Annotated in this window: 23 protein-coding genes and 2 pseudogenes; 7 read left to right on the forward strand and 18 right to left on the reverse strand. The window is 68.0% G+C overall.

Going from position 1 to position 23273, the window contains the following annotated elements:
• Positions 1–73 precede the first annotated feature (73 nt).
• The 4 genes and pseudogenes from HV681_RS18375 to HV681_RS18390 form a co-directional block, all read right to left on the reverse strand.
• Entirely contained in the window at positions 74–883 is an 810-nt protein-coding gene (locus HV681_RS18375) for an AraC family transcriptional regulator (RefSeq protein ID WP_175124420.1), read from the reverse strand.
• 15 nt (positions 884–898) lie between these two features.
• A complete protein-coding gene (locus HV681_RS18380; protein WP_175124421.1) occupies positions 899–1291 on the reverse strand; it encodes a VOC family protein in 393 nt (130 codons plus the stop codon).
• A gap of 60 nt (positions 1292–1351) precedes the next feature.
• Entirely contained in the window at positions 1352–2353 is a 1002-nt protein-coding gene (locus HV681_RS18385; protein WP_175124422.1) for a formylglycine-generating enzyme family protein, read from the reverse strand.
• Between the two features lie 205 nt (positions 2354–2558).
• Positions 2559–2900, reverse strand: a pseudogene (locus HV681_RS18390) (helix-turn-helix transcriptional regulator); the annotation flags it as partial.
• 8 nt (positions 2901–2908) lie between these two features.
• Between HV681_RS18390 and HV681_RS18395 the strand changes: the two are divergent.
• Positions 2909–3247: pseudogene (locus HV681_RS18395) on the forward strand (carboxymuconolactone decarboxylase family protein); the annotation flags it as partial.
• A 114-nt stretch (positions 3248–3361) separates the two neighbouring features.
• On the opposite strand, the gene alkB reads toward HV681_RS18395, so the two are convergent.
• The 3 genes from alkB to HV681_RS18410 form a co-directional block, all read right to left on the reverse strand.
• Positions 3362–4015, reverse strand: coding sequence for a DNA oxidative demethylase AlkB (alkB, locus tag HV681_RS18400; protein ID WP_175124423.1), 654 nt, complete (start codon positions 4013–4015; stop codon positions 3362–3364).
• Position 4016: 1 nt separating this feature from the next.
• On the reverse strand, positions 4017–4730 hold the full coding sequence (locus HV681_RS18405) for a 2OG-Fe(II) oxygenase (protein WP_175124424.1): 714 nt from the start codon (positions 4728–4730) through the stop codon (positions 4017–4019).
• Positions 4731–4891: 161 nt separating this feature from the next.
• Complete coding sequence (locus HV681_RS18410; RefSeq protein ID WP_175124425.1) at positions 4892–6433, reverse strand: phospholipase D family protein; 1542 nt, start codon at positions 6431–6433, stop codon at positions 4892–4894.
• A gap of 118 nt (positions 6434–6551) precedes the next feature.
• Here HV681_RS18410 and HV681_RS18415 point away from each other — a divergent pair, with 118 nt between their 5' ends.
• Together HV681_RS18415 and HV681_RS18420 are read left to right on the forward strand one after the other, a co-directional pair.
• Entirely contained in the window at positions 6552–7133 is a 582-nt protein-coding gene (locus HV681_RS18415; RefSeq protein WP_175124426.1) for a helix-turn-helix domain-containing protein, read from the forward strand.
• A gap of 7 nt (positions 7134–7140) precedes the next feature.
• Entirely contained in the window at positions 7141–7677 is a 537-nt protein-coding gene (locus tag HV681_RS18420; RefSeq protein WP_175124427.1) for a GNAT family N-acetyltransferase, read from the forward strand.
• A gap of 21 nt (positions 7678–7698) precedes the next feature.
• Here the strand turns inward: HV681_RS18420 and HV681_RS18425 are convergent, their stop codons facing one another.
• Positions 7699–8031 carry a hypothetical protein gene (locus HV681_RS18425; protein ID WP_056558301.1) on the reverse strand — a complete coding sequence of 111 codons (333 nt, stop codon included), beginning with the start codon at positions 8029–8031 and terminating at the stop codon, positions 7699–7701.
• A 260-nt stretch (positions 8032–8291) separates the two neighbouring features.
• Between HV681_RS18425 and HV681_RS18430 the strand changes: the two genes are divergently transcribed.
• Positions 8292–9107 carry an SDR family NAD(P)-dependent oxidoreductase gene (locus HV681_RS18430; protein WP_175124428.1) on the forward strand — a complete coding sequence of 272 codons (816 nt, stop codon included), beginning with the start codon at positions 8292–8294 and terminating at the stop codon, positions 9105–9107.
• A gap of 62 nt (positions 9108–9169) precedes the next feature.
• On the opposite strand, the gene HV681_RS18435 is transcribed toward HV681_RS18430, so the two are convergent.
• Positions 9170–9925: a sulfite exporter TauE/SafE family protein gene (locus HV681_RS18435; protein WP_175124429.1), complete on the reverse strand. Its 756-nt coding sequence runs from the start codon at positions 9923–9925 to the stop codon at positions 9170–9172.
• Entirely contained in the window at positions 9922–10338 is a 417-nt protein-coding gene (locus tag HV681_RS18440; RefSeq protein ID WP_175124430.1) for an SEL1-like repeat protein, read from the reverse strand. Before HV681_RS18440 ends, HV681_RS18435 begins: the two co-directional genes overlap by 4 nt.
• Positions 10339–10459: 121 nt before the next feature.
• Between HV681_RS18440 and HV681_RS18445 the strand changes: the two genes are divergently transcribed.
• Positions 10460–11473 carry a LysR family transcriptional regulator gene (locus HV681_RS18445; protein ID WP_175124431.1) on the forward strand — a complete coding sequence of 338 codons (1014 nt, stop codon included), beginning with the start codon at positions 10460–10462 and terminating at the stop codon, positions 11471–11473.
• On the opposite strand, the gene HV681_RS18450 is transcribed toward HV681_RS18445, so the two are convergent.
• Positions 11397–12797: an MATE family efflux transporter gene (locus HV681_RS18450; RefSeq protein ID WP_175124432.1), complete on the reverse strand. Its 1401-nt coding sequence runs from the start codon at positions 12795–12797 to the stop codon at positions 11397–11399. The genes HV681_RS18445 and HV681_RS18450 overlap by 77 nt on opposite strands.
• Before the next feature lie 132 nt (positions 12798–12929).
• Here HV681_RS18450 and HV681_RS18455 point away from each other — a divergent pair, with 132 nt between their 5' ends.
• The gene (locus tag HV681_RS18455; RefSeq protein WP_175124567.1) at positions 12930–13406 is read left to right on the forward strand and encodes a MarR family winged helix-turn-helix transcriptional regulator; all 477 of its coding nucleotides are present in this window, start codon (positions 12930–12932) and stop codon (positions 13404–13406) included.
• On the opposite strand, the gene HV681_RS18460 is transcribed toward HV681_RS18455, so the two are convergent.
• The 6 genes from HV681_RS18460 to HV681_RS18485 all read right to left on the reverse strand — a co-directional run bounded on the left by HV681_RS18460 (position 13403) and on the right by HV681_RS18485 (position 20304).
• Positions 13403–14314 (reverse strand): DMT family transporter, encoded by a 912-nt coding sequence (locus HV681_RS18460; protein WP_175124433.1) that lies wholly within the window; start codon positions 14312–14314, stop codon positions 13403–13405. The genes HV681_RS18455 and HV681_RS18460 overlap by 4 nt on opposite strands.
• A gap of 81 nt (positions 14315–14395) precedes the next feature.
• Positions 14396–15247: an AraC family ligand binding domain-containing protein gene (locus tag HV681_RS18465; RefSeq protein WP_175124434.1), complete on the reverse strand. Its 852-nt coding sequence runs from the start codon at positions 15245–15247 to the stop codon at positions 14396–14398.
• Positions 15248–15313: 66 nt separating this feature from the next.
• Positions 15314–15805, reverse strand: a complete 492-nt coding sequence (locus tag HV681_RS18470; protein ID WP_175124435.1) for a hypothetical protein — start codon at positions 15803–15805, stop codon at positions 15314–15316.
• Positions 15802–16350: a hypothetical protein gene (locus tag HV681_RS18475; RefSeq protein WP_175124436.1), complete on the reverse strand. Its 549-nt coding sequence runs from the start codon at positions 16348–16350 to the stop codon at positions 15802–15804. The genes HV681_RS18470 and HV681_RS18475 overlap by 4 nt, the downstream gene beginning before the upstream one ends.
• A gap of 144 nt (positions 16351–16494) precedes the next feature.
• Positions 16495–19233 (reverse strand): cation-transporting P-type ATPase, encoded by a 2739-nt coding sequence (locus HV681_RS18480; RefSeq protein ID WP_175124437.1) that lies wholly within the window; start codon positions 19231–19233, stop codon positions 16495–16497.
• Positions 19234–19338: 105 nt separating this feature from the next.
• Complete coding sequence (locus tag HV681_RS18485) at positions 19339–20304, reverse strand: LysR substrate-binding domain-containing protein (RefSeq protein WP_175124438.1); 966 nt, start codon at positions 20302–20304, stop codon at positions 19339–19341.
• 106 nt (positions 20305–20410) lie between these two features.
• Between HV681_RS18485 and HV681_RS18490 the strand changes: the two genes are divergently transcribed.
• A complete protein-coding gene (locus HV681_RS18490; RefSeq protein ID WP_175124439.1) occupies positions 20411–22708 on the forward strand; it encodes an NADP-dependent malic enzyme in 2298 nt (765 codons plus the stop codon).
• Between the two features lie 98 nt (positions 22709–22806).
• On the opposite strand, the gene HV681_RS18495 is transcribed toward HV681_RS18490, so the two are convergent.
• Positions 22807–23187, reverse strand: a complete 381-nt coding sequence (locus HV681_RS18495) for a hypothetical protein (RefSeq protein ID WP_175124440.1) — start codon at positions 23185–23187, stop codon at positions 22807–22809.
• Between the last annotated feature and the right edge of the window lie 86 nt (positions 23188–23273).

Raw genomic sequence — 23273 nt, forward strand, 5'->3', positions numbered from 1 at the left:
ACGATACGGCGGCGCCAGGTGCGCCGTCTTGTACGATCGAGCAGCTTTTGCCGATGCCCGCCGGGGCCGCGCGTCAGCCGTTCAGCATCCGCCGCCAGCGGTCGGGCGCCATGCCGTAGGCCTGCACATGTCGGCGCGTAAGGTGACTTTGATCGGTGAAGCCCGCGTCGGCGGCGGCCTGCGCCAGCGGCGTGCCCACCGCGATCAGCCGGCGCGCCAGGTCCAGGCGCCGCAGCATCACGTAGCGGTATGGGCTGGTGCCGAACAGCGTGCGGAAATCGCGCGACAGGCTCCAGCGATCCGTGCCCGCCGCGCGCGCCAGGTCGTCCAGCAGAATCGGCTGGTCCAACGATGCGTGGATGAACTGCCGGGCGCGTTCGGCTGCGGCGTAATCGGGCGCGCGCCGGCCGGTTCTGCGGCCCGCGGCGGCGCACAGCGCGTGCGCCAGTTCGAACAGCGCGTCGTCTTCCTGTAGCGGATCGATGTCCTGGCCCGTGGCCTGGAGCAGCGCGCCGCTGGCCGCGTACAGCCGGGGATCGGCGCTGATGCCGTCGCGTATGAACGGCAGCGGCCGGCCGCCCAGGATCTGCTGGATCAGCGCCGGCTCTACGTAGATCATCCGGTAATGAAAGCCCGCGTCGGTGCCGGCCTGGCCGTCATGCGCTTCGTCGGGATGCAGCACGATGGTGCCGCCCGGCAGGCTGTGCTGCATGCCGCGCCGGTAATGAAAACTTTGCACGCCGGCCAGGGTGCGGCCGATGGCGTAGGTGTCGTGGCGGTGCATGTCGTAGCCATGCCCGCCGAAGTACGCTTCGATGCGCTCCACGCGGCTGGACGGCGCGGCACGCCGGATCCAGTCCTTGCGGGTCGCATCGAAGGCCATGAGCAGACCCCGCGGCTACGCCGGCTGCTTCAGCTGGACCAGCACGAACTCGTTGCCGTACAGGTCGATGAAGTGGGCGTACGCGGCGGTCTCTTCCTGTACGGGCTCGCGCGTGAAGCGCACGCCCTTGGCCGAGAAGTGCGCGTGATCGCGCAGCACGTCGTCCGTGTAGAACACGCCGACGGGCTGGCCGCCCGTCTGGTCGCCCACGCGATCGCGCTGGGCCTGCGTCTGGGCCTGCAGCAGCCACATGCCCACCGAGGGCTGATCGTGCAGACGCAGATGCACATAGCGCTGCTGGCCGACAGGCATGTCGACAGACACCTCCATCCCGAGCTTGTCCCGGTAGAAGGCGATGGCGGTGTCGTAGTCGTTCACCAGCAGGACGAGACGGCCCAGCGTGTGCATATCAGGACTCTCTTCAAATGGATCGTGCGGCCATGCTAACCCACCAGGAAGTCTTTGACCTCAGTCGGCGGCGTCGGCCTCGCGCAGCAGGCGCACGCCGACCAGCGGATAGCGCGTTTCCTGCGTGTTCCAGTTGCGGTACGACGAGCGCGTGTACAGCGCCCACGTATGCCACGAGCCGCCGCGCCGCACGCGCACGTTGCCGGCTTCCGGACCCTGCGGATCATCAGTCGGGGAGTGGGCGTAGTAGTCCTCGCCGTACCAGTCCGCGACCCATTCCCATGCGTTGCCGTGCATGTCGTACAGGCCGAACGCATTGGGCGCGTAGCTGGCGACCGGGGCGGTGAAGGTGTTGCCGTCGTGGCGCGGCGAGGCAAAGGCCTGCCACTTCGGCCACAACGGGCTGGCGTCGGCATCGAAACCGTTGCCCACGTCAGGCATCGCGGCCGGGTCGTCGCCGTTTTGGTAGCGCGTGCGCGTGCCGGCCCGGCAGGCGTATTCCCATTCGGCTTCGGTGGGCAGGCGGTACACGCGGCCTTCCGTCCTGGTCAGCCATTGCGCCAGCGCCTGCGCGTCGTTCCAGCTGATGTTCACCACCGGGTGATCGTCGCCCTGCACAAATCCCGGGTTGCGCCAGGAATACCGTCGGTCGCGGCCTTCGAAGGCGTCGCCCGACGCGGACGTTTCCGGATCGTACGCGGCGTTGTAGCCGTAGCCGCCGGTGCCGTCGGCTTCGGACTCCGGCACGTAGCCGGACGCTTCGATGAAGCGCCGGAACTGGCCCACGGTGACTTCCGTGCGCTCCAGGTAGAACGGCCGCGTGATGCGAACGGCGTGCACCGGCGCTTCGTCAAAGAGCTGGGCGTAGCGGTCAGGCGGATAGTGCGGATACGCGGCGGCCAGCGTGTCGGCCCCTTCGTCGCTGCCCATCTGGAATGTGCCCGCCGGGACACGCACGAAGGTCATACCCAGCGAATTTTCGACGATGTCGGGCGGCGTGGCCGCCTGGACGGACGCGCAGGTCAGGGTGCAGAGCAGGGCGAAGGCAGTGCGGGTACGCATGGCAGTCCGACGGGTTAGGCCTGAGGGGTGCGCAATAGTAGGTCCGCTGCGCGGCCGCCGCCAGACATGGTGAACCCTCATGTTGGACGGACGCGTCGCGGAAAGCCGGTCCGCCGGAGCGCCGGATCGCCGGAGCTTCGGACCGTCGGACCGCCGCACCGCCCGCCGGCGGACCCCAAAGGCTGCATCGTCGACTGCCGCCCGCTCAGTTTTCCCCCGCCTGCGCATCCAGCCATTGCCGCGGTGATGCGCCCAGCTTCTGGCTGAAGATGCGCGACAGGGCCGACGCGTTCGCGTAGCCCAGTTCGGCGGCGATCGTCTTGACGGCGATGCCTTCCCGCAAGCGCGACTGCGCCAGCGTCAGGCGCCAGTCGGCCAGGTAGTCCGCCGGCGGCTGGCCGACCACGTGCTTGAACGCGGCGGCAAAGGCGCTGCGCGACATGCCCGCTCGGCCAGCCAGCGCCGCCAGCGTCCAGGCCGCGCCGGGCTGCTCGTGCATGGCGACCAGCGCGCGCGCCAGGCGCGGCTCGGCAAGACCCGTCATCAACGGAAAAGATCGCCGTCGCCGACCGCAACCGCTGCGAATATTGCCTGGCCGCGCACACCGCGCTGGGCCGCAAGGTTGGCGCCACTGCCGAACAGATGGCTGCGGCCCAGGCCGGCCACGCCGACGATCCGCAGACGGCCGCGGCGCTGGATTTCGCGCTGAAGCTGGTGCGTCAGCACGGCCAGGTGGCCGACACCGACGTGGCGGCGGTGCGCGCGGCCGGCTTCAATGACGAGCAGATCGTCGAGATCCTGGCGCATGTGGCGTTGAACCTGTTCACCAACTACGTGAACGTGGCGTTCGACGTGCCGGTGGATTTCCCGCGTGTGCAGTTGCGCGCGGCGTGAGCGATCCGGGGCCGACCTGGGCAACCCAGGCGGCCTTGGCAACGCGCGGCCCGCGCTGTCCCCACGGCCCGGGCCGCCCGGTTCCACAGGGGCGCCGGCAGCGGCCGCGCGCCCCTATCCCGCCTTGCGTATCGTGAAGTTGATGCGCTGGCTGCCCAGCCGCGGATGCGGCAGGTCCTTCAGCGGCATCACGCCGTGAAACCGCAGGCGGTCCACGCCTCCCCACACGACGACGTCACCGTGAAACAGCGGCACCCGCGCCGCGCGGTCCGCGCGGTCGTCTCCCCCGAACAGAAACATCGCCGGCATGCCCAGCGACACCGACACGATGGGCGCGTTGAAATCGCGCTCGTTGCGGTCCTGGTGCAGCGACAGACGCGAGCCGGGTTCGTAACGGTTGACCAGGCACGCATCGGGCGCAAAATCCGGAAAGCCGGCTTCCCGCGCCGCGTCCTGCGCCAACTGCGTGAAGGCCTGCGGCATCGCCGGCCAGGGCTGTCCGGACACGGGGTCGATGCGGCTGTAGCGATAGCCGCGGGCGTCCGTCGTCCACCCCAAGTCGCCGCAGTTGGTCAGCGCCACCGACATCGTGTACCCGCCGGGCGTCTCCATGTGCCGGAACGGCGCCTGCGCTGTCACGTCGTCCACGCCGGCCAGCAGCGCGTCAACGGTTGGCAGCGCAAAGCCGCGCAACACCACGGATTGCGGGCCGATGGTCACGCGGCCATGCTGGGCGGGATCGTCGCCGCCGAATAGGTCCAGGGTCATGTCACACCGCGTCGTGAAAAATGATGCCAAGCGTGTGGCGGCGCCCCGAACGCAGCTCGCTCACGCCGTGGCGCATGGCCACCTTGCGCCATCCGCGCACGCCGGGAACCGGGCGCTGGTTCACCGTGAAGATCAGCGCATCTCCTTGCTTCAGGGGCAGCACGTCGGCGCGCTGCTCTCGGCTGCCGGTTTCCGTCATGACGAATTCACCGCCCGTGAAGTCCACGTCCGGCGTGGACAACAGCACCGCCACCTGCAACGGAAACACGTGTTCGCCGTACAGGTCCTGGTGCAGGCAGTTGTAGTCGCCCGGCCCGTACTGCAGGATCAATGGCGTCGGCCGGCGCTGGCCGGCCCCGTGGCACCGCGCAAGAAAATCCGCGTGATCTGCGGGGTACTGCACGCCGATGCCCATCTGCCGGTTCCATCGGTTGGCGATGGGCGCCAGCTGGGTATAAAGCGCGCCGCGCAGGCGGGCAAGCAGGTCAGGCAAGGGATAGCGGAAATACTTGTACTCGCCACGCCCGAATCCGTGACGCGCCATCACGATACGGCTTCGGTAGCGATCATCGTGGTCGTAGGCGTCCGACAGCGCGATGCATTGCGCAGGCGTCAGCAAGGCGGGCAGGACAGCGTTGCCGTGCGCGTCGAGGTCGGCAACGGCGCGGTTCCAGTCCTGCTGCGCGAGCAGGGCGTCGGCGGGCGTGGTGGTCATGGTCGTTGAATGGAGAACTACTGCGGCAAATTTACGGCGGCAGATTCACTGCGGAAAATTCACTGCGGAAAATCGCTGCGTCCAGTCTACGCCTTGCGAAATAAACGGCCACTCCGCTTGTTGCGGATTGCGGTAGACCGGGTCGCGTTTGACTTCCACCCCTACAACAACGGCTCCAGCGGCAACAGCGACGCCACCCACACGGTCGCGCGTTGCAAGATGCTGGCGCCGGGCTCGCGGTCATGGCGCACCGTGTGACCGTCGCGATCTTCCAGCCAGTAGAGCTTGCCCATCTCATCCAGCATGACGCGGTAGGCGGTGCGGGGCAGTTCTTCCTCGAAGGCGTCTTCGATGCCACGCGCCAGCGCCGGGCTGTCGATCACGAATCCCAGCTCGGTGTTCAATCGCGCCGAGCGCGGATCGAAATTGAACGACCCGACGAAAACGCGCTCGCCATCCACCGCGAAGGTCTTGGCGTGCAGGCTGGAGCCCGAACTGCCGAAGGGACCCATGCTCTTGTTGCGCTCGACGCCTTGCATCGCGCGCTTCATTTCGTACAGCTCGACGCCGGCGGCCAGCAAGTCCTTGCGGCGCTTGGCGTAGCCCGAATGCACCACCGCCACGTCGGTGGCTTCCAGCGCGTTGGTCAGCACCCGGACCTTGACGCCATTGCGCGCCATCTTGGCAAACGCCTGCGTGCCGGCGGCGGTGGGCACGAAGTAAGGCGACACCAGCAGCAGTTCCTTTGCTGGCTCGCCCACGATCTCGTGCAGTTGGTGCGGCAGCATCGCCTCGGGCGGCGCGGTGCCCAGCGTCTTGCCCGGATCGTCGCTGACCATTTGGGTGCTCGCCCAGATCAGGGGCAGTTCGCCGCCAAGCAACTGCCGGATGAAGGGCAGGTCGCGCATCGCCTGCGCATAGGCTGCAGCCTCGGGCGACTGTTCGACCGCGGCCGCGTCCGCCTCCAGTTCTTCCAGTTCGTTGGACGCAGCCTTCCGGACGATGCCTGCCACCGGATAGGCGGAATCGCTGCGCCAGTAGCGGTCGAAGTCGCCCGACACGTCGCTGACGGCGGCGCCGATGGCCAGCACGTCCATGTCCCTGAACAGCACGCCGTCGGTGGCGCCAAAGTACTCGTCGCCGATGTTGCGGCCGCCCACGATGGTGGCCTGGTTGTCGGCGGTGAATGACTTGTTGTGCATCCGGCGGTTCAGCCGGTTGAAGTCCGTCAGGTAACCAAGCGGCTTTGGCCAGCGCAGCGTGAAAGGGTTGTAGAGCCGCACCTCGATGTTCGGATGCCCGTCCAGCGCGGACAGCGTCCGGTCCAGTCCCGACGTGCCGTTGTCGTCCAGCAGCAGGCGCACGCGAACGCCCCGGTCGGCGGCCTCGTGCAGCGCCTCGAACAGCATGATGCCCGTCATGTCGTCGTGCCAGATGTAGTACTGCACGTCCAGACTGCGTTCGGCCGCACGCGCCAGCATCATGCGCGCGGCAAAGGCGTCCAGGGGATCGGCGAGGGCGTGGATGCCGGACTTGCCGGGATGCGCGGCGGCCAGTGGGGCGATCGCCCGGCCCAGCGGCGTTGCGCCGGCTTCCTCATCGGTAAGTCCCTGCGACACGCTGCGCTTGTCCAGCGAGGGAAGGGAACAACCGGAGGTCAACGCGCAAAAGATGGTCATGTAGAGGTGTTTGCCCAAGTGCATGACCGCTATTGTGCCGAATCCGGCGCGGGTCGCTCGTAGTGTCCGGCGGGCGAACGGATTGCGCATCGGGGAAACCACGCGGTCGACATGTTTTCATATATGGAATAAATTCCCGGATATGGAACAACCACACACCGCCGCCGCCGCCGATGCCGGGCTGGACCTTCGTCTGGCCGCCCGGCTAAAAACACTGCGCCAGGACCGGGGCTGGTCGCTGGACGATCTGGCCGGCCGCGCCGGCATCAGCCGCGCCACGCTCTCCCGCCTTGAAAATGGCGAGGTCAGTCCCACCGCCAGCGTGCTGGGCAAGCTTTGCGCCGCCCATGGCATGACGATGTCGCGCCTCATGCTGATGGTCGAAGACGACTTTGCCGCCCATGTGCCCCAGGCCGCGCAGGCGGTGTGGGTGGATGACAGCGTGGGTTTCCGCCGCCGCTCGGTGTCGCCGCCGTCGCAGCGCCTGGCGGGCGAGGTGCTGGCCTGCGAACTGGCCGCCGACGCCCGCATTAGTTATGACCAATCGCCACGGCCCGGCCTTGAACACCATCTGCTGATGCTGGACGGCGAGCTGTCCGTCACGGCCGACGGCCACACGCATCGCCTGCTGCCGGGCGACTGCCTGCGCTACCAGCTATTCGGCGCCAGCGCCTTCGTCACCCCGCCGCACAGCGGCGCCCGCTACCTGCTTTTCATCGTCTGAGCCTGCCATGACCCCTGCAAACCTTGAATTGACGCTGCTGACGGCCGATGCCGCCGCGGCCGCCATCCCCGAGCTGGCCACCTTGCTGCACGCGTGCGTGCAGGGCGGGGCCAGCGTCAGCTTCGTGCTGCCGTACACGCATGACGACGCGCAGGGGTTCTGGCGCGGCAAGGTGCTGCCGGGCGTCGAAAGCGGGGCGGTGAAGTTGTGGGTGGCGCGCGTGGACGGGCGGGTTGCCGGATCCGTGCAACTGGACGTCGACACGCCGCCGAACCAGCCGCACCGCGCCGAGGTGCGCAAGCTGCTGGTGCATCCGGATTTTCGCCGCCAGGGCATCGCGCGCCGGCTGATGCACGAGGTCGAGGACATGGCGCGCCGCCTGCATCGCAGCCTGCTCACGCTGGACACGCGCACGGGCGATTCGGCCGAGCCGCTGTACGCGTCGCTGGGCTATCAGACGGTGGGGGTGATTCCGGGATTTGCACGAGATCCGCTCGACCCGGCGAAGGTGGACGGAACGACGATCATGTACAAGCCGCTATGACCGGCGTTCCGCGCGGGGCGATCAGGCCAGCGGCTTGATGCCCACGCTGTAGGGCGGCGCGTTGCCGCGCGCGGCGGCCTTGATCTTCAGCATGGACCCGCCGGGCGTGTACTCGAAGTCTTGATAGGGGACTTCGAACCATTGGTGAAAGCTGGTGCGCGAGAACTCGGGCACCCACACCTTTGCCCGTTTGGCGTCGCAGTGGAATTCCACCAGCGTGCGGTCGATGCCCAGTGGGCGGGTATTGCCGATGCGGTAGCTGACGCGCAGTTCGGCGCGTGCGACGCGGCCGGGCTGCCAGGTCAGGCCGATGGATTCCATGAAGTGTTCGATCGCTTCAATGCCGCGATGCATAGCTGACTCCGAAAGCAGCGGGGAAAGAAAGCCCCGCAATGACCCGCCGCGCGTGGCGGCGGCAAACAGACGGATTATCCGCCATATCGCATTGCCGTAGAAATAGGCAGGTTTCACGCAAGATCCAGCCTGTACGCCCGCGCACACGATTCTTACTATCCTGTCCAGGGCCGCGCCGGCCGTGGCTCTGCAGAGCGCGGCGGTATCGGCCGCGCAGCCAGGCATCTTGCCGGCGGCCGCAAGCAAGGGAAGGGAATCGTATGAATACCGAAAAAATCTGGTTGGTGACGGACGCGTCGGCCGGGCTGGGCGTCACGCTGGTCAAGATGCTGTTGGATCACGGGCACAAGGTCGCGGCCACGTCGGACGATGGCGATGCGTTGCTGGAAGCAGTGGGCGCCAAGCTGGAAGGCCGGTTCCTGCCCCTGACCGTCAACCTGGCCGACGAGCGCGCGGTGCGCCGCGCGGTGGACGCCACGGCGGCGGCCTTTGGCGGCATCGACGTCGTGGTGAATGGCGCCGGGCAGGGCGTGCAAGGCTCGCTCGAGCGGTTGTCGGATGCGCAGTTGCGCGGCACGTTCGATACCCACGTGTTTGGGGTGCTGAACGTCATCCGCGCCGTGATGCCGCGTCTGCGCGCGCAGCGCGGCGGGCATGTGTTCAATATCTCGTCGATTCTGGGTTTCGATGGCCGCGCGCCGGAATGGGGCGCCTACAGCGCCGCCAAGTTTGCCGTCAGCGGGCTGACCGAGTCCCTGGCCGCCGATGCCGCGCCGCTGGGCATCCGCGTGTCGCTGGTCTACCCGGGCGCGATGCGCGCGGGTGATGCGCAAGCATCCCCGGAGCTGGCCGCGCGCGGCGAGCAAGGGTGGGACCAGGGCGGCGATCCGGTCAAGGCGGCGCAGGCGCTGATCCAGGCCGCCGAGGCGCAATACGCGCCCCTGCACCTGTTCCTGGGCCGCGATTCCTTCGATCAGGCGCGCAGCAAGATCCAGTCGGTGCAACAGGAGCTGGCACGGTGGCGCGAGATGTCCGTGTCGATCGGCGCTGTCGACGGAAGACGGCTGGCCGCTTGAGGCCTACAGCGCGCCAGCCGCATCGGGTGAGCAGCCCGCAGACCGTTTGAGGCGCGCAGCCGCTAGCCGCCCAGCAGCCCGCGCCCGGCCTGGTAGGCGCCCAGCAGCGCCAGGCTGACCATGAAACACAGCTTGAACGTGCGCGCGGAAAGCCGACCGCGCAGCCGTTGCCCCAGCGCCATGCCGGCCAGTGCCGGCAGCAGCATCAGGAGCGACGCGCTGGCGGCGCCGGCCGTGTAGCCGCCGTTCAGCCACAGCCCCGCGGCCAGCGCCACGGTCGACACCGTGAAGGAAATCCCCATGGCCTGGATGAGCGCGTCCTTGTCCAGTTTCAGGGCTTGCAGATAGGGCACGGCCGGGATGACGAAGACGCCGGTGGCGGCCGTGATCACCCCGGTCACCGCGCCGGCCGCGATGCCGATCCATTGTTCATGCCGGGGCTGCACCGTGGGCGGCGAGCCAAACAGTCCCCAGGCGGCATAAGCCACCAGCGCCAGCCCCAGGAAGATGCCGGCCCAGTCGCCCGAGGGCGGACCCAGCCACAGCGCGCCCGCCACCGTGCCCGCGCAGACGCCGGCCTGCATGCCGGCGATCCGGCGCAGGACCGCGCGCAGTGTGACCCACGGCAGCGCCTGCCACAGGTTGGTGATGAGCGACGGCACGATGAGCAGCGCGGCCGCCTGCGCCGGCGCCATCACCAGCGCCAGCAATGCCATCGAAATGGTGGGCAGGCCCAGCCCGACCACGCCCTTGACCACGCCGGCCAGGACGAAGACCGTCACGACAGCCGCGAGCAATACGGGATCGAAAAGATTCATGCGGGCTCGCAGTGCGCGGTCAGCGCGTCCTTGGGGCGGCCGAACAGGGCGAAGGCCACATCCTGCGACGGTCCTTCGTTCTGGCGGGCGGCGCGCAGCAGCCATGCGCGTCCCTCGCACAGGTCGGCGGGCAGCGACGGGCCGTACAACGCCGGACCGCCGATCAGCACCATGCCCAGCATCCGTTGCGCGGGCGGGTGGTCCGCGCGCGCGGCGGCGCGCAGCCACGTCAGCATTGCGCCATGGTCGCTCTGCGTCTGCGCTTCCAATGCCAGTGCGTACTGCTGGGCGGGAGTGAGGGGACCGCCAAGTCCGACCTGCGCTTCGGCTACGCCTGAGGCGTGCAGCGCCAACGCGACCAAGGCCAGCCCCGGCCAGCGCGCGGTCCGGGTGCACAACATTGCAATGTTCATGATTTCCGCCTGTTTGGGTGGGTATGGACGCATTCTCACGCTCGCGCCCGACCGCGCCTATCGGGATCTGGCTTACCCAGACTATGGCTGAGCCTGAGGCCGGCGTGCTACGCTTTTTTTCATGCGCTTTGACCTGACCGACCTACGCCTTTTCCTGAACGTGCACGAAACCGGCTCCATCACGGCGGGCGCGGGGCGGTCGCACATGACGTTGGCGTCGGCCAGCGAGCGCATCCGGGGCATGGAAGACGCGCTGGGCGTACCGCTGCTGGTGCGCGAGCCGCGCGGCGTGCAGGCGACGCCCGCGGGGCGCACCCTGGTTCATCATGCACGGCTGGTGCTGGGCCAGATCGACCGCATGCGCGGCGAGCTGGATCATTACGGCGCCGGGCTGAAAGGCCATGTGCGGGTGCTGTGCAACACCACGGCGCTCAGCGAATACCTGCCGCCCGTGCTGGGCGCGTTTCTCAAGGACCATCCGCATATCTCCGTCGACCTTGAAGAGCGCCTGAGCCACGAGATCGCCGACGCGCTGAGGACCGGCGCATGCGACATCGGGGTGCTGGCGGACTCGGCCGATCTGCACGGCCTGCGCACGCGCATCTTCCGCCATGACCCGCTGACGCTGATCGTGCCGCGCAGCCATCCGCTCGCGGCGCTGCAACAGGTGCTGCTGGAGGACGTGGCCGGGTACGAATTCGTCGGATTGGTGCAGGGCAGCGCGTTGCAGGAGCACATCGCGCATCACGCGCGCCGCAGCGGCAAGGCGCTGTCCTATCGCGTGCGGTTGCGCAGTTTCGATGCCGTCTGCCGGATGGTGGGGCAGGGGGTCGGCGTGGCGATCGTGCCGCGCGCGGCGGCGGTGCGCTATGGCCGCGCGGCGGGGGTATGCCGCGTGGTGCTGGCGGATCCGTGGGCGGCCCGCGATCTGGTGCTGTGCGTGCGTGATGATCTTCCCGCGTACGCGGCGGATCTGGTGGCCTATGCGTTGCGCGACGCACCGGCTGGCGATGCGGCCCAAGCGCCCGTGGACCCGGCCCCCGACGCCCCTGCGCGCGTCAGCGTGCAAAAAGCCGGCGCCCCGGCAGGTGGCCGCGGTCAAACCACGAACCCGACGCGACGGCGGCCAGGATGATCAGGCCGTAGATGCACATCGCCACGGCCGCGATCACGAAGAACACCGTCAGCGAACCGGTCATGTGCAGCGCGACGCCGCCTGCGCCGATGCCGATCAAAAGCCGCAGGAACCCCGCCATCAACGGCCACTTCAGCCTTCCGGCGCCTTGCGACGCGAAGTACAGCGAAAAGCCCAGCGCGAAAAACCCATACACCGGACCCACAATGCGCAGATAACCGGCGCCGGCCTCCAGCATGTGATCCTGCGCGCCGAACAGGCGCAGCCACGCGTCGGGGAAAAACGCCGCGGTCAGCCCGATCGCCTCCGCCAGCACGAACGCCATCGCCCCGCCCGTCAAGGCGATGCGCATGGCGCGCTCCGGTTGGCCCGCGCCGATGTTCGAGCCGACCATCGCCACCATGGGCGCTCCCAGCCCGAAAGCGATGGGCATCAACAGATATTCCAGCCGCACCGCCACGCCATAGCCCGCCACCGCTGCCTCGCCCGCGTAGGCGCCCACCAGCGCCGCGGTCAGCGCCACCAGCGCGTTGGTCATGAGCGGGTTGATGGTGGCCAGCGCGCCCACGCTGAGGATGTTGCGCATCAGCGTCGCATGCAGCCGGCTGGCGACCAGCCGCGCCGCGTTGCGTCCGCTGGCGCAATAGGCGCCCAGGATCAGCGTGCCCACGGCGTAGTAGATCACCAGCGCCCAGCCGCCGCCCGCCACGCCCAGGGCGGGGAAGGGGCCCCATCCGAAGATCAGGCATGGCGACAGGGGAATCAGCAGCAGCGCGCCGCCGCAGATGACCGCGCCCGGCACCAGCATGTTGCCGGTGCCGCGGATGGCGCTGGCAAAGGCGTTCATCAGCCACATCAGGACGATGCCGCCGAAGATCACATTGGAATACGCCAGCGCGGCGTCGAGCGCTTCGCCTTCGGCGCCCAGCGCGCGGTACAGCGCCGGACCGAAGGCCAGCAACAACACGCAGAAGGCCAGACCCAGCAAGGCGTTCAGCACGACCGCATGCAGCACGAGCTGATCGGCCTCCTGTTGCCGTCCGCCGCCCAGCGCGCGCGCGACCGCGGCGGAAATCCCGCCACCCATCGCGCCCTGCGACATGTTCTGCATCAGCATCAGCACCGGCACGACGAGCGCCACGCCGGCCAGCACCGGCGTGCCCAGCCGCGCCAGGAACCAGGTCTCGATCAGGCCGGTGGATGACTGCGCCAGCATCATGAGGATGTTGGGCCACGCCAGCCGCGCCAGCGTGGGCGCGATGGGACCATGCAGCATGGCTTGCAAGCGCGCATTGGCGGGGCGTGGGGGAGCGGTCGCTGGCATGGGGAAGGCCGGTGGACGTGATCGGCAAAATTTACGTGCATATGCCAATAACTGTCAATAACGGGCTGGACGTGAACTCGCGCGGGCGGTAGCGTTATGTCCTTGCCCGCCGATTTTCCTTCCTTGGCCGCCATGTCCGACGCCCCGCTCCTCGGCTCTGCCGTTCCCCCGGATCCGCTTGTCTGTAACGGCGCTGCGCTGCGCAAGGCGACGCGTCGCGTGTCCCAGCTCTATGACACCGTGCTCGCGCCCTGCGGGCTGAAAGTGTCGCAGCATTCGATCCTGGTGCACATTGCGCGCGCGGGTTCGCCGTCGATGACCGACCTGGCCCGCGCGATGGTGTTGGACCGGTCCGCGCTGGCCCACAACCTCAAGCCCTTGCAGCGCGACGGGTACGTGCACATGATGCGCGACCCGCTGGATGGCCGCAGCCGCCGGGTGGAGTTGACCGAGACCGGCCGCGCCAAGCTGGCGGAATCCCGCCGCTTGTGGAAGGACGCGCAGAACCGTTTCGAAGCCGCGTACGGCGCCGAGCGCGCCGCAGCATTGCGCCACGCGCTGGCCGACATCTTTTCCGACGACTTCGCGCAGGCCTTCAGCCGCGGCTAGATGCCGTCCCCCGTTCCATTGCTGCGCGGGCCGCCGCGCCGGGTCATTGCCAGGACGCCACCCAGCACGCAACTTATGCCGGCGATCTGCGCGCCGGTCACCGGCTCGTCCAGCAGTCCGGCCGACAGCATCACTGCGGAAACGGGCGCCAGTGCGGTAAAAAGCGCCGCCTCTGAGCCAGGCACGCGCGCCGCGCCCGCGTACCAGAGCAGAAAGCCGCCCACCGTGGGCACCAGCGCGTAGTACGCCACGGCGGCGACCGCGCCAGGCGCGTAGGCCAATGCCCATGGCGCTTCGGTCAGGCTGGCCACTGCGGAAAACGCCAGGCCGAATGCCGTCATCAACGTCGATAGCGCCAGCGGCGCAACCGGCGTGCGCAGGCGCTTGTTCAACAGGATGAACAGCCCCTCGCAGGCCACCGCGCCCAGGATCAGCGCGTTGCCGGCGAGCGACCCGTCCATGCCCTGCGTGGGGGTTCGGCTGGTCATCAGCCACACGCCGAACGCCGCCATGCCGATGGCAGTCAGGGCCCGCCGGCCTGGGCGCTCGCCCAGCAGCAGCATGGCGATCGCGGCCGTGACGAGCGGCAGCGTCCCCAGAATGATGCCGCCGTCCACCGCCGAGGTCCGCTGCAACCCGGCGATCAACAAGGTCGTATATCCGACGCTGCCCGCCACCGCCTGCACCGTCAGCAGCAGCCAGTCCCGCCGGTGCAGCCGGGGCAGGCGCGCGCCGGTCGCCGCCATCAGCAGGGCGAAACAGGGCAACGCGATGGCAAAGCGCAGGGCGGTCGCGGTGAAGGGCGGCAACCCCGCGCCAATGATCTTGCTGGCGGTCACGGTGCTGCCGACCAGCACCATGGCCAGTGCCAAATAGAGATACCCGTGCCGCAGCCTGTTGATGGCCATCGCCTGAATTCCCGTTGGAAAAGGCGCAGCGTAGGGCGCAGGCGGGAGGCAGGTCTTGAACGAAATTGCAGGGAAGGCGGGTCAGGCGCCCGCGGCCAACGCATAGCGGTGCGGCGACACGCCATAGGCGCGCACGAAAAGCCGCGTCATGTGGCTCTGGTCCGCAAAACCGCCCAGCGCGGCCGCATCGGCCAGCGCCATGCCCTGCCGGATGAGCCGCCGCGCCAGCAGCAGGCGACGCTGCATCTGGTAGGCGTGCGGCGTCAGCCCCGTGGCGCGCGTGAAGGCGCGCAGCACCTGGTAGCGGCTCAGGTCGCTGGCGGTGGCCAGATCGGCGAGCGACAGCGCGGCGGCCGGGTCGTCGTCGACGCGCGCGATCGCATGGCGCAGGGAGGACGGTATCGCCTCGCGCGCAGGGGCGGTGGCCAGCGTGCCGCGCGGACCGCCAGCCTGCGCCAGCACGCGTAACAGCAGGCTGTCGCACGCCAACGGCGATCCGCCTGCGGTGATGTGCGCATAAAGCGCAAGGACGTCACGGGCCAGCGCTGGCTGGTGCCGCGCCGGGTGCTCGAATTCGTAGAGAGAGGCGCCCGACAGACTGCCCGCATCGTGACGCCGAGGCACGCCCGCGCCGGCCAGGTCTTCGGCGCAGACGGCCACGACACCGGGATCCATGTAGATCATCTGCCAGGCCCGCACACCGTCGCCGATGGGCGCGCCATCGTGGACCTCGCCCGGATTGACCGTGATGACGTAACCCGGCCCGGCCTCCACCTGGCCCCGGCCGCTGTGCGACACCTGTGCGCCTTGGCGCATCACGCCGATGCCGAATTGTTCATGCGTGTGGCGCGCGAACGCGTGGCCGCTGCAGGCGGAGACGGCCTGCACGCCGGCGATGGCGCTGCGCTGCATGAGGAATTGGCCTGCGGGCATGAATGACGTGGCGGCGATGACGGTCGGGCCAGTATCGCCCGCAGATCTCGCGCCGATCAAGCGCCGCTATTGCAGGCCGGTCCAGCGCGCCACGGAGGGTTCGGCCGAGGCCCATTTCCATTGCCCGTCCCGGCGCTGGCAGATCGTGCTGGTGTAGGCAGGCGCGGCGCCTTCCACTTCCACCGTAAACAGCACCTCGCGGCAGTGCGCCAGCGGCGTATTGATGTCGCGCACCGCCTGGATGCTGCCGCGTTCGTTGCCCACCGCCAGGGTGCGTTTGATCTGCCACTGCCGGACTTCACCGATGGGCAGCCCGCCCACCGTATTGGCCATGACGTTCTGCTGGTCGTTCTTCCATTCGCGCAACACGTACTTCACCGTGGCGTCTACCGCGGCCTGCACCGTCACGCCAATGGCAAAGCCGGCAACGGGATTGGCCGTGGCCGCGCCGCTCAGCGTGCCGACCACCGCGCCCGTGGCGGGACCGATGGAGGAACTCTGGCAGCCCGCGAGCGCCAGGCTGGCGGCCAGCGCCAGCATGCCGATCGCCCGCGTCACTGCAGCGAGCCCCAGCGGGCGGTCGCCGGTTCGGCGCTGGCCCAGCGCCAGTTTTCGCCGTCGCGGCAGACGGTCGTGACGTAGAACTCGCGTTCCGGATCAGCGTCGGGTTTGCCGGCAGGCGTGTCCACCGAGAACACCACTTCCTTGCATTGCAGGTCGCCACCGCCGATCAGCCGGCTGACGGTGACCTGGCCGCGCGCGTTGTCCTCGATCGGCAACTTATGCTCGACGTGCCAGCTGGCGACCTTGCCCACCGCGAGCGCGCCGGCCGCCTTGGCGATGGCGTCCTGCTCTTCGCCGCGTGTCTGGCGCTGCGCATAGGCCAGCGCGGCCTTCGCGCCGGCCTGCACGCCCAGGCCGATGCCCGTGGCCACCGTGGCGTTGTCGGTCACCTTGTTGGCGATGGCCGTGCCGGCGATACCGGCCGCGGCGCCCGTGCCTTCCCCGAGCATCGAACTGCAGCCTGAAAGCGCGGTCAGCGCGGCGAGTCCCAGCAGGCAAAGCGCGCGGCCGCTCGCAAAGGTTGGCGAGATGGTGAACAAGCTGCGGGCCCTCCTGTGAATCTTGGCGGGCGCAAGTATAGGAGGGCGCGCAGCCGCGCGGCCGCGGCCTTTACATTTGTTGGCATTTTTGTGCGCGAGGCGCGGCGGACAACCGGGGCGCGCCATCACGCCGCGGTCGTCACGTCATGCTGCGGGGCGATGCGCCAGCTCGAGCCGGGCGCGCCGCGCGCGCCATGTCCGCAGCACCAGCTTCTCGATCTCCACCACGCAAAAGAGCACCGCGGCGGCCACCAGCGTCAGGGTCCAGTATTCCGGCGGCAGCGGGACGGTGCCGAACACGCGATTCATCGCGGGCAGATAGATCAATGCGCATTGCAGCAGGCCCAGCAGGATCGTGACCAGCCACAGCGCCTTGTTGCGGAACATGCTGGGCGTGATCGGCCACCGGTCCTGCAGGCGGCAGTTGAACAGATAGGTCCATTGCGCCGTCACCAGCGTCTGCAGGATGACGGTGCGGATGAAGTCCGGATCGCGCCCCGCGGCAATCAGGCTCTTTTCGATGATGAAGGCGGACGTGGTGAAGAGCAGCCCCACGAACGCGATGCGCCAGAGGGCGAAGCCGTCCAGGATCGATTTCGCGGGATCGCGCGGCCGGCGCTGCATCATGCCCGGTTCTGCCGGTTCAAACGCCAGGCCGAAGGCCAGCGTGATGGAGGTCGCCATGTTCATCCACAGGATCTGCAGCGGCGTCAGCGGCGCCTGTGCGCCGGCCAGCAGCGCCACGATGACCAGCAGTCCCTGCGCCAGGTTGGTCGGCAGGATGAACAGGATCGTCTTCTTCAGGTTGTCGTAGACGCGGCGCCCTTCGCGCACGGCATAGGCGATGGAGGCGAAGTTGTCGTCCGCCAGCACCATGTCGGCGGCCTCTTTGGTGACCTCGGTGCCCTTGATGCCCATGGCCACGCCCACGTCCGCCTGCTTGAGCGCGGGCGCGTCGTTGACGCCATCGCCCGTCATGCCGACCACTTCGCCCATGCTTTGCAGCGCGCGCACCAGGCGCAGCTTGTGCTCGGGGCTGGTGCGCGCAAAGATGTCGTGGTCGCGCGCCAGCGCGGCAAGTTCTTCGTCGCCGATCTGCTGCAACTGGGCGCCGGTCACCGCCTCGCGCACATGCGTCATGCCCAGCATGGCGCCGATCGCCAGCGCGGTTTCGGGGTGATCGCCCGTGATCATCTTCACGCGGATCCCTGCCTGGTTGCACTGCGCGATGGCCTCGATGGCTTCGGGACGGGGCGGGTCCATGATGCCGGCCACGCCCAGCAACACCAGCCCGTCCTGAAGGTCCGGATGGTCCAGCGCCGTGGCGTCCGCCGTGCCGGGCTTGTACGCCGCTGCCAATGTCCGCAGGCCTTGGTGCGCAAAGGCCTCCAGGCCGCGCTCCCAGTAGTCCAGCCGCAGCGGCTGCGGCCCGGCTTCCCCCTGTTCCTGCGCGCACAGCTTGAACAGCACGTCGGGCGCGCCGGTGACGTAGATGATGTTCTGACCATGGTCGTCGCAGCGGCGCGCCATGTACTTGTAGCTGGAATCGAACGGCACCTTGCCGTGCTTGGCCACGCCCTCCAGGCTCTGGCCGGCCTTGGTTGCCAGCACCATCATCGCGCCTTCCGTGGGACCGCCCACGATGCGCCACTGCCCATCGGCATCTTCGTGCAGCTGGCTGTCGTTGCAGATGGCGGCCGCACGCACGAAGCGCGTCAGCGCGTCCTCGCGCTGCCAGTCCACCGGCGTCCCGTCGGATTCACGGGTGATCTCGCCGACGGGCCGGTAGTTGTCGCCCGACACGCGATACACGCCTTGCGCCAGCAGCACGTTCTTGGCGGTCATCTCGTTCATGGTCAGGGTGCCCGTCTTGTCCGAGCAGATGACCGTCATCGCGCCCAGCGTTTCGACGGTGGGCAGCTTGCGGATGATGGCGCGGTTGCGCGCCATGCGCTGCACGCCCAGCGACAGGATGATGGAGATGATGGCAGGCAGGCCTTCCGGCACGGAGGCGACCGCGATGCTGATCAGCGACATCAGCAGGTCGGACAGCGGCATGTCGAGCACGTAGCGGCCCAGCACGAAAAGCGCCACCACCATCACCAGCACCACCTGGAAGATGCGCTTGCCCAACAGCTCCATCTGCCGCAGCAGCGGCGTCTGCAGCGTCTGCACATCCGTCATCATGCGGTTGATGTGGCCGATCTCGGTGTCGCTGCCGGTGGCCACCACGATGCCGCGCGCATTGCCCGCGCTGACGTGGGTGCCCGAGAACCCCAGGTTCAGGCGGTCGCCCAGCGGCGCGTCACCCGGCAGGGGCGCATCGTGCTTTTCGACGACGGTGGATTCGCCGGTCAGCATCGATTCCTCGACGCGGAAGTTGTGCGTGTCAAAGAGCCGCACGTCCGCCGGGATCTTGTCGCCGGGTCGCAGGATCACGATGTCGCCCGGCACCAGATCGCGGGCGTCGATCTCTTCCTTCTGCCCGTCGCGCACCACGCGGGCATGGTTCGACAGCATGTTGCGGATGCCGTCCAGCGAACGTTCGGCGCGGCTTTCCTGCACGTAGCCAATGACGGCGTTGATGACCGCCACGGCCAGGATGACCCCGGTATCCAGCCAATGGCCCATCAGCGATGTCACCACTGCCGCACCCAGCAGGATGTAGATCAGCACGTCATTGAAGTGGCCCAGAAATCGCAGCCAGGCGCTGCGGCGGGCAGGCGGGGGCAGTGCGTTCAGGCCGTGTGTCTCCTGCCTGCGCCGGATCTGGTCCTGCGAAAGGCCGGCGGCGCTGGTCACCTGGATGCCCAGCGTCTCGTCGACAGAGAGCTGGTGCCAGGGGCGAGGAGCTTGCGGAACCTGCGTGTTCGCCTGCGTCATGACGTACGGCCTCCCGGAGGGACCGGCCACGTGACCGGGCCGGAAGTCGGGGGCCGCACAGGTCAGTCCGGCGTCCATGATACGACGGGCTGCCGGACCGGGGCGTCACATCGGCCGCGCGCCCTTCAGATAGACCTCGCGCAACGCCGCCGCAAACAGCGCCTCGACGTTGCGCCGCAATCCGTCGGACCGCGTGAACAGCGAGATCGGCGGAAGCGTCCAGTCGAACGAGTACGGCACGATGGCCGCGCCTGCGATGCGAACCAGTTCGTCGGCGATGTCGGCCGGCAGGATCGTGACGGCGCGGTCGCTGGCCACGATCATCTCGCCGATCAGCTTGGACGAGTCGCTTTGCACGGACGGCGGCGGGGGCGCCAGGCCGGCGCGCAAGAAGATGTCGGCCACCTGCTCGCGGATCGGGCTGCCCGGCGTGCCCAGGATCCAGTCCAGATCGGCTAGCCGGTTCCATTCCAGGCGTGACCGCCCCAGCCGGGCGGCCAGCCGGCGGCTGGCGATCAGACGCGGCTGCTGGTGGTACAGGACCTCGAAGCCGATGTTGCTCAAGTCGACCGAGGGCGTGGCCCAGCCGACGACCACATCCAACGTGTGGTCGCGCAGTTGGCGCAGCAGGGCCGGCCCCTGACCCTCGTGGATGGTCGCGGTCAGTTGCCGGCCCTGCGGCAAGGTGCGGCCGATCGCCGCCGACAGCATCTGGCCCGACACGAAGGGAATGACCCCGATGTGCAGGTGCGCGGCGTGCCCAGCGGCGACCGTTTCCATTTCCTGCACCAGATGGCCCAGGTCATGGACCAGCCCGCGGGCGCGCGCCAGCACCACGGCGCCCATGGGCGTGGGCGTCATGCCCCGCACCGAGCGGTCGAAGAGGGGCACGCCGAACATGCTTTCCAGTTCGGCCAGGGCATTGGTCACGGCGGGCTGGCTGGTCGCCATGTGTTCGGCCACCCGGGTCAGTGACCCGTGCTGCTCGATCTGGAGCAGCAGCATCAGGTGGCGCATCTTGAGGCGCGAGGTCAATTTCCGGAAAACGGCATCCGGATCGAAGGCTGTCATAGACAAGGCATTAGGAAACCGTGATGGGACGATATTAAATCCGAATGAACGCCTTATGTCTTCCACCCTAGAATTTTGCACATTCAAGACAGCGAGGCCACAGCCCATGAACAACCCCTCCGACCGCCAGGCAGCCCTGGACTATCACGAGTTTCCCACCCCGGGAAAGATCTCCGTCGTGGCGTCTAAGCCGCTCGTCAACCAGCGCGACCTGGCGTTGGCGTACTCGCCCGGCGTGGCGGCGGCTTGCGAGGAAATCGTGGCCGACCCGTCCAACGTGTACCGCTACACCGCCCGCGGCAACCTGGTGGGCGTGATCTCCAACGGCACCGCGGTGCTGGGCCTGGGCAACATCGGCGCGCTCGCGTCCAAGCCGGTCATGGAAGGCAAGGCGGTGCTGTTCAAGAAGTTCGCCGGCCTGGATGTCTTTGACATCGAAATCAACGAGACCGACCCCGACAAGCTGGTCGAGATCATCGCCGGCCTGGAAGCCACCTTCGGCGGCATCAACCTGGAAGACATCAAGGCCCCGGAGTGCTTCACCGTCGAGCGCAAGCTGCGCGAACGCATGAAGATCCCGGTCTTTCACGATGACCAGCACGGCACCGCCATTACCGTGTCGGCTGCCTTCATCAACGGCCTGAAGGTCGTGGGCAAGGACATCAAGCAGGTCAAGGTGGTCACGTCGGGCGCGGGCGCTGCGGCGCTGGCGTGCCTGGACCTGATGGTGGACCTGGGCCTGCCCCTGGAAAACATCTGGGTGACCGACATCGAGGGCGTGGTCTACGAAGGCCGCACCACGCTGATGGATCCGGACAAGGCGCGCTTTGCGCAAAAGACCGACGCCCGCAAGCTGGCCGAGGTGATCCAGGACGCCGACGTGTTCCTGGGCCTGTCGGCCGGCGGCGTGTTGAAGCCCGAAATGGTCGCCGCCATGGGTTCGCGTCCGCTGATCCTGGCGCTGGCCAACCCCACGCCGGAAATCCTTCCGGAAGTGGCGCACGGCGTGCGCGACGACGTGGTGATGGCCACGGGCCGTTCGGATTACCCGAACCAGGTCAACAACGTACTCTGCTTCCCGTACATCTTCCGCGGCGCGCTGGACGTGGGCGCCACGACTATCACGCGCGAAATGGAAATGGCCGCGGTGCATGCCATCGCCGACCTGGCCGAAGAAGAACAGAACGAAGTCGTGGCCGCCGCCTACGGCACCTACGACATCTCGTTCGGTCCCGAATACCTGATCCCGAAGCCCTTCGATCCGCGCCTCATCGTGCGCATCGCGCCGGCGGTGGCCAAGGCCGCGATGGAAGGGGGCGTGGCCACGCGTCCGCTGGCCGACCTGGAAGCCTACGAAGAACAGCTGCAGCAGTTCGTGTACCACTCGGGCGCGTTCATGAAGCCGCTGTTCTCGGCGGCCAAGCGCATCGTGCGCTCGGGCGGCAAGGCGCGCATTGTCTTCACCGAGGGCGAAGACGAACGCGTGCTGCGCGCGGTCCAGGTCATCGTCGACGAAGGCCTGGCCCGTCCGATCCTGGTGGGACGTCCCGCCGTGCTGCTGTCGCGCATCGAAAAATTCGGCCTGCGCCTGCGTCTGGGCGAAGACGTCGAAGTCACCAACCCCGAATACGACGAGCGCTTCCACCAATACTGGACGACGTACTGGGAGCTGATGAGCCGCCGGGGCATCACCAAGGAAATGGCGCGCGTGGAAATGCGCCGCCGTCTGACGCTGATCGGCGCAATGATGGTGCACCTGGGCGATGCCGACGGCATGGTCTGCGGCACGGTCGGCGCGTATCACGACCACCTGCGTTTCGTGGACGAGGTCATCGGCCGCCGTCCGGGTCACAACGTGTACGCCGCCATGAACATCCTGCTGCTCGACGAGCGCACGGTGGTGCTGGTGGACACGCACGTGAACGACGATCCCACCGCCGAGCAGATCGCTGAATTCACCATCATGGCCGCGCAAGAAATGGCGCGCATGAATCTGGCGCCCAAGGTTGCGCTGTTGTCGCGCAGCAACTTCGGTTCGGGCAGCTCGGCCTCGGGCGAGAAGATGCGCCGCGCCCTGGAACTGGTCCGCGAAGCGGCCCCGGACCTGGAAATCGACGGCGAAATGCACGGCGATTGCGCGCTGGACGAGGGCCTGCGCATGCGCATCCTGCCGTCGTCCACGCTCAAGGGCGAAGCCAACCTGCTGGTGTGCCCGAATGTGGACTCCGGCAACATCGCCTACAACCTGCTCAAGACGGCAGCGGGCGGCAACGTCGCGGTGGGCCCGTTCCTGCTGGGCGCCAATGCCCCCGTGCACATCCTGACCAACAGCTCCACCGTGCGCCGCATCATCAACATGACGGCCATGACGGTGCTCGACGCCAACCGCGTCGAAGGCGCCTGATCGCCATTGAGCCGCCGCGTGATTCGCGCGGCCAAGACAATGCGCGCCGCTCCTCACGGAGCCGGCGCGCATTTTTTTCTGCGGGTGAGCGGCCAGGCCTAGTTTGCGCTGGCCTTCCAGGTGCCGTCCGGTTGCTTGCAGAACCAGAACTGCCAGGTTTCCGTCGTGGTGGTCCGCGCGAAGTTGCCAACCAAAAAGCGGCAGACGCGGTCATTGCCGGTTTTGGTGGTCTGCTTGGGCGTCAATTGCACCGTGATCGGTGCGGCCTTCTTGCGCTGGTGCGTGCTTTTCCATTCGGTGCTCTGGCCGTCGGCCGAGCTGTTCAGCGCCTGCGCCACCGCCTCGTGAAACGAGGCGCGGTCTGCCGGCAATATCTGCGTGATGAGGGCGTCGTTGAGCATGACGGCCGGGGCGGCGACCGCCGCCGACGCCATGCCGGCGGACAGAAGCACTGCGGCAAGAACGCGGGGATATTTCAAGATGGGCTCCTGATGTGAACAGCCAATAAGGCGGTAAGCGAGTCTGCACCGTGAATCTGAGCCGATAGTACGCCAAAAAAAAGGGC

Source organism: Achromobacter animicus (assembly GCF_902859585.1).
In the GTDB taxonomy this organism is placed as follows: domain Bacteria; phylum Pseudomonadota; class Gammaproteobacteria; order Burkholderiales; family Burkholderiaceae_B; genus Achromobacter; species Achromobacter animicus.

Coding starts and splice junctions, on each gene's coding strand:
- HV681_RS18375 (WP_175124420.1), bottom strand. CDS start 883: ATGGCCTTCGATGCGACCCGCAAGGACTGGATCCGGCGTGCCGCGCCG.
- HV681_RS18380 (WP_175124421.1), bottom strand. CDS start 1,291: ATGCACACGCTGGGCCGTCTCGTCCTGCTGGTGAACGACTACGACACC.
- HV681_RS18385 (WP_175124422.1), bottom strand. CDS start 2,353: ATGCGTACCCGCACTGCCTTCGCCCTGCTCTGCACCCTGACCTGCGCG.
- alkB (WP_175124423.1), bottom strand. CDS start 4,015: ATGACCCTGGACCTATTCGGCGGCGACGATCCCGCCCAGCATGGCCGC.
- HV681_RS18405 (WP_175124424.1), bottom strand. CDS start 4,730: ATGACCACCACGCCCGCCGACGCCCTGCTCGCGCAGCAGGACTGGAAC.
- HV681_RS18410 (WP_175124425.1), bottom strand. CDS start 6,433: ATGCACTTGGGCAAACACCTCTACATGACCATCTTTTGCGCGTTGACC.
- HV681_RS18415 (WP_175124426.1), top strand. CDS start 6,552: ATGGAACAACCACACACCGCCGCCGCCGCCGATGCCGGGCTGGACCTT.
- HV681_RS18420 (WP_175124427.1), top strand. CDS start 7,141: ATGACCCCTGCAAACCTTGAATTGACGCTGCTGACGGCCGATGCCGCC.
- HV681_RS18425 (WP_056558301.1), bottom strand. CDS start 8,031: ATGCATCGCGGCATTGAAGCGATCGAACACTTCATGGAATCCATCGGC.
- HV681_RS18430 (WP_175124428.1), top strand. CDS start 8,292: ATGAATACCGAAAAAATCTGGTTGGTGACGGACGCGTCGGCCGGGCTG.
- HV681_RS18435 (WP_175124429.1), bottom strand. CDS start 9,925: ATGAATCTTTTCGATCCCGTATTGCTCGCGGCTGTCGTGACGGTCTTC.
- HV681_RS18440 (WP_175124430.1), bottom strand. CDS start 10,338: ATGAACATTGCAATGTTGTGCACCCGGACCGCGCGCTGGCCGGGGCTG.
- HV681_RS18445 (WP_175124431.1), top strand. CDS start 10,460: ATGCGCTTTGACCTGACCGACCTACGCCTTTTCCTGAACGTGCACGAA.
- HV681_RS18450 (WP_175124432.1), bottom strand. CDS start 12,797: ATGCCAGCGACCGCTCCCCCACGCCCCGCCAATGCGCGCTTGCAAGCC.
- HV681_RS18455 (WP_175124567.1), top strand. CDS start 12,930: ATGTCCGACGCCCCGCTCCTCGGCTCTGCCGTTCCCCCGGATCCGCTT.
- HV681_RS18460 (WP_175124433.1), bottom strand. CDS start 14,314: ATGGCCATCAACAGGCTGCGGCACGGGTATCTCTATTTGGCACTGGCC.
- HV681_RS18465 (WP_175124434.1), bottom strand. CDS start 15,247: ATGCCCGCAGGCCAATTCCTCATGCAGCGCAGCGCCATCGCCGGCGTG.
- HV681_RS18480 (WP_175124437.1), bottom strand. CDS start 19,233: ATGACGCAGGCGAACACGCAGGTTCCGCAAGCTCCTCGCCCCTGGCAC.
- HV681_RS18485 (WP_175124438.1), bottom strand. CDS start 20,304: ATGACAGCCTTCGATCCGGATGCCGTTTTCCGGAAATTGACCTCGCGC.
- HV681_RS18490 (WP_175124439.1), top strand. CDS start 20,411: ATGAACAACCCCTCCGACCGCCAGGCAGCCCTGGACTATCACGAGTTT.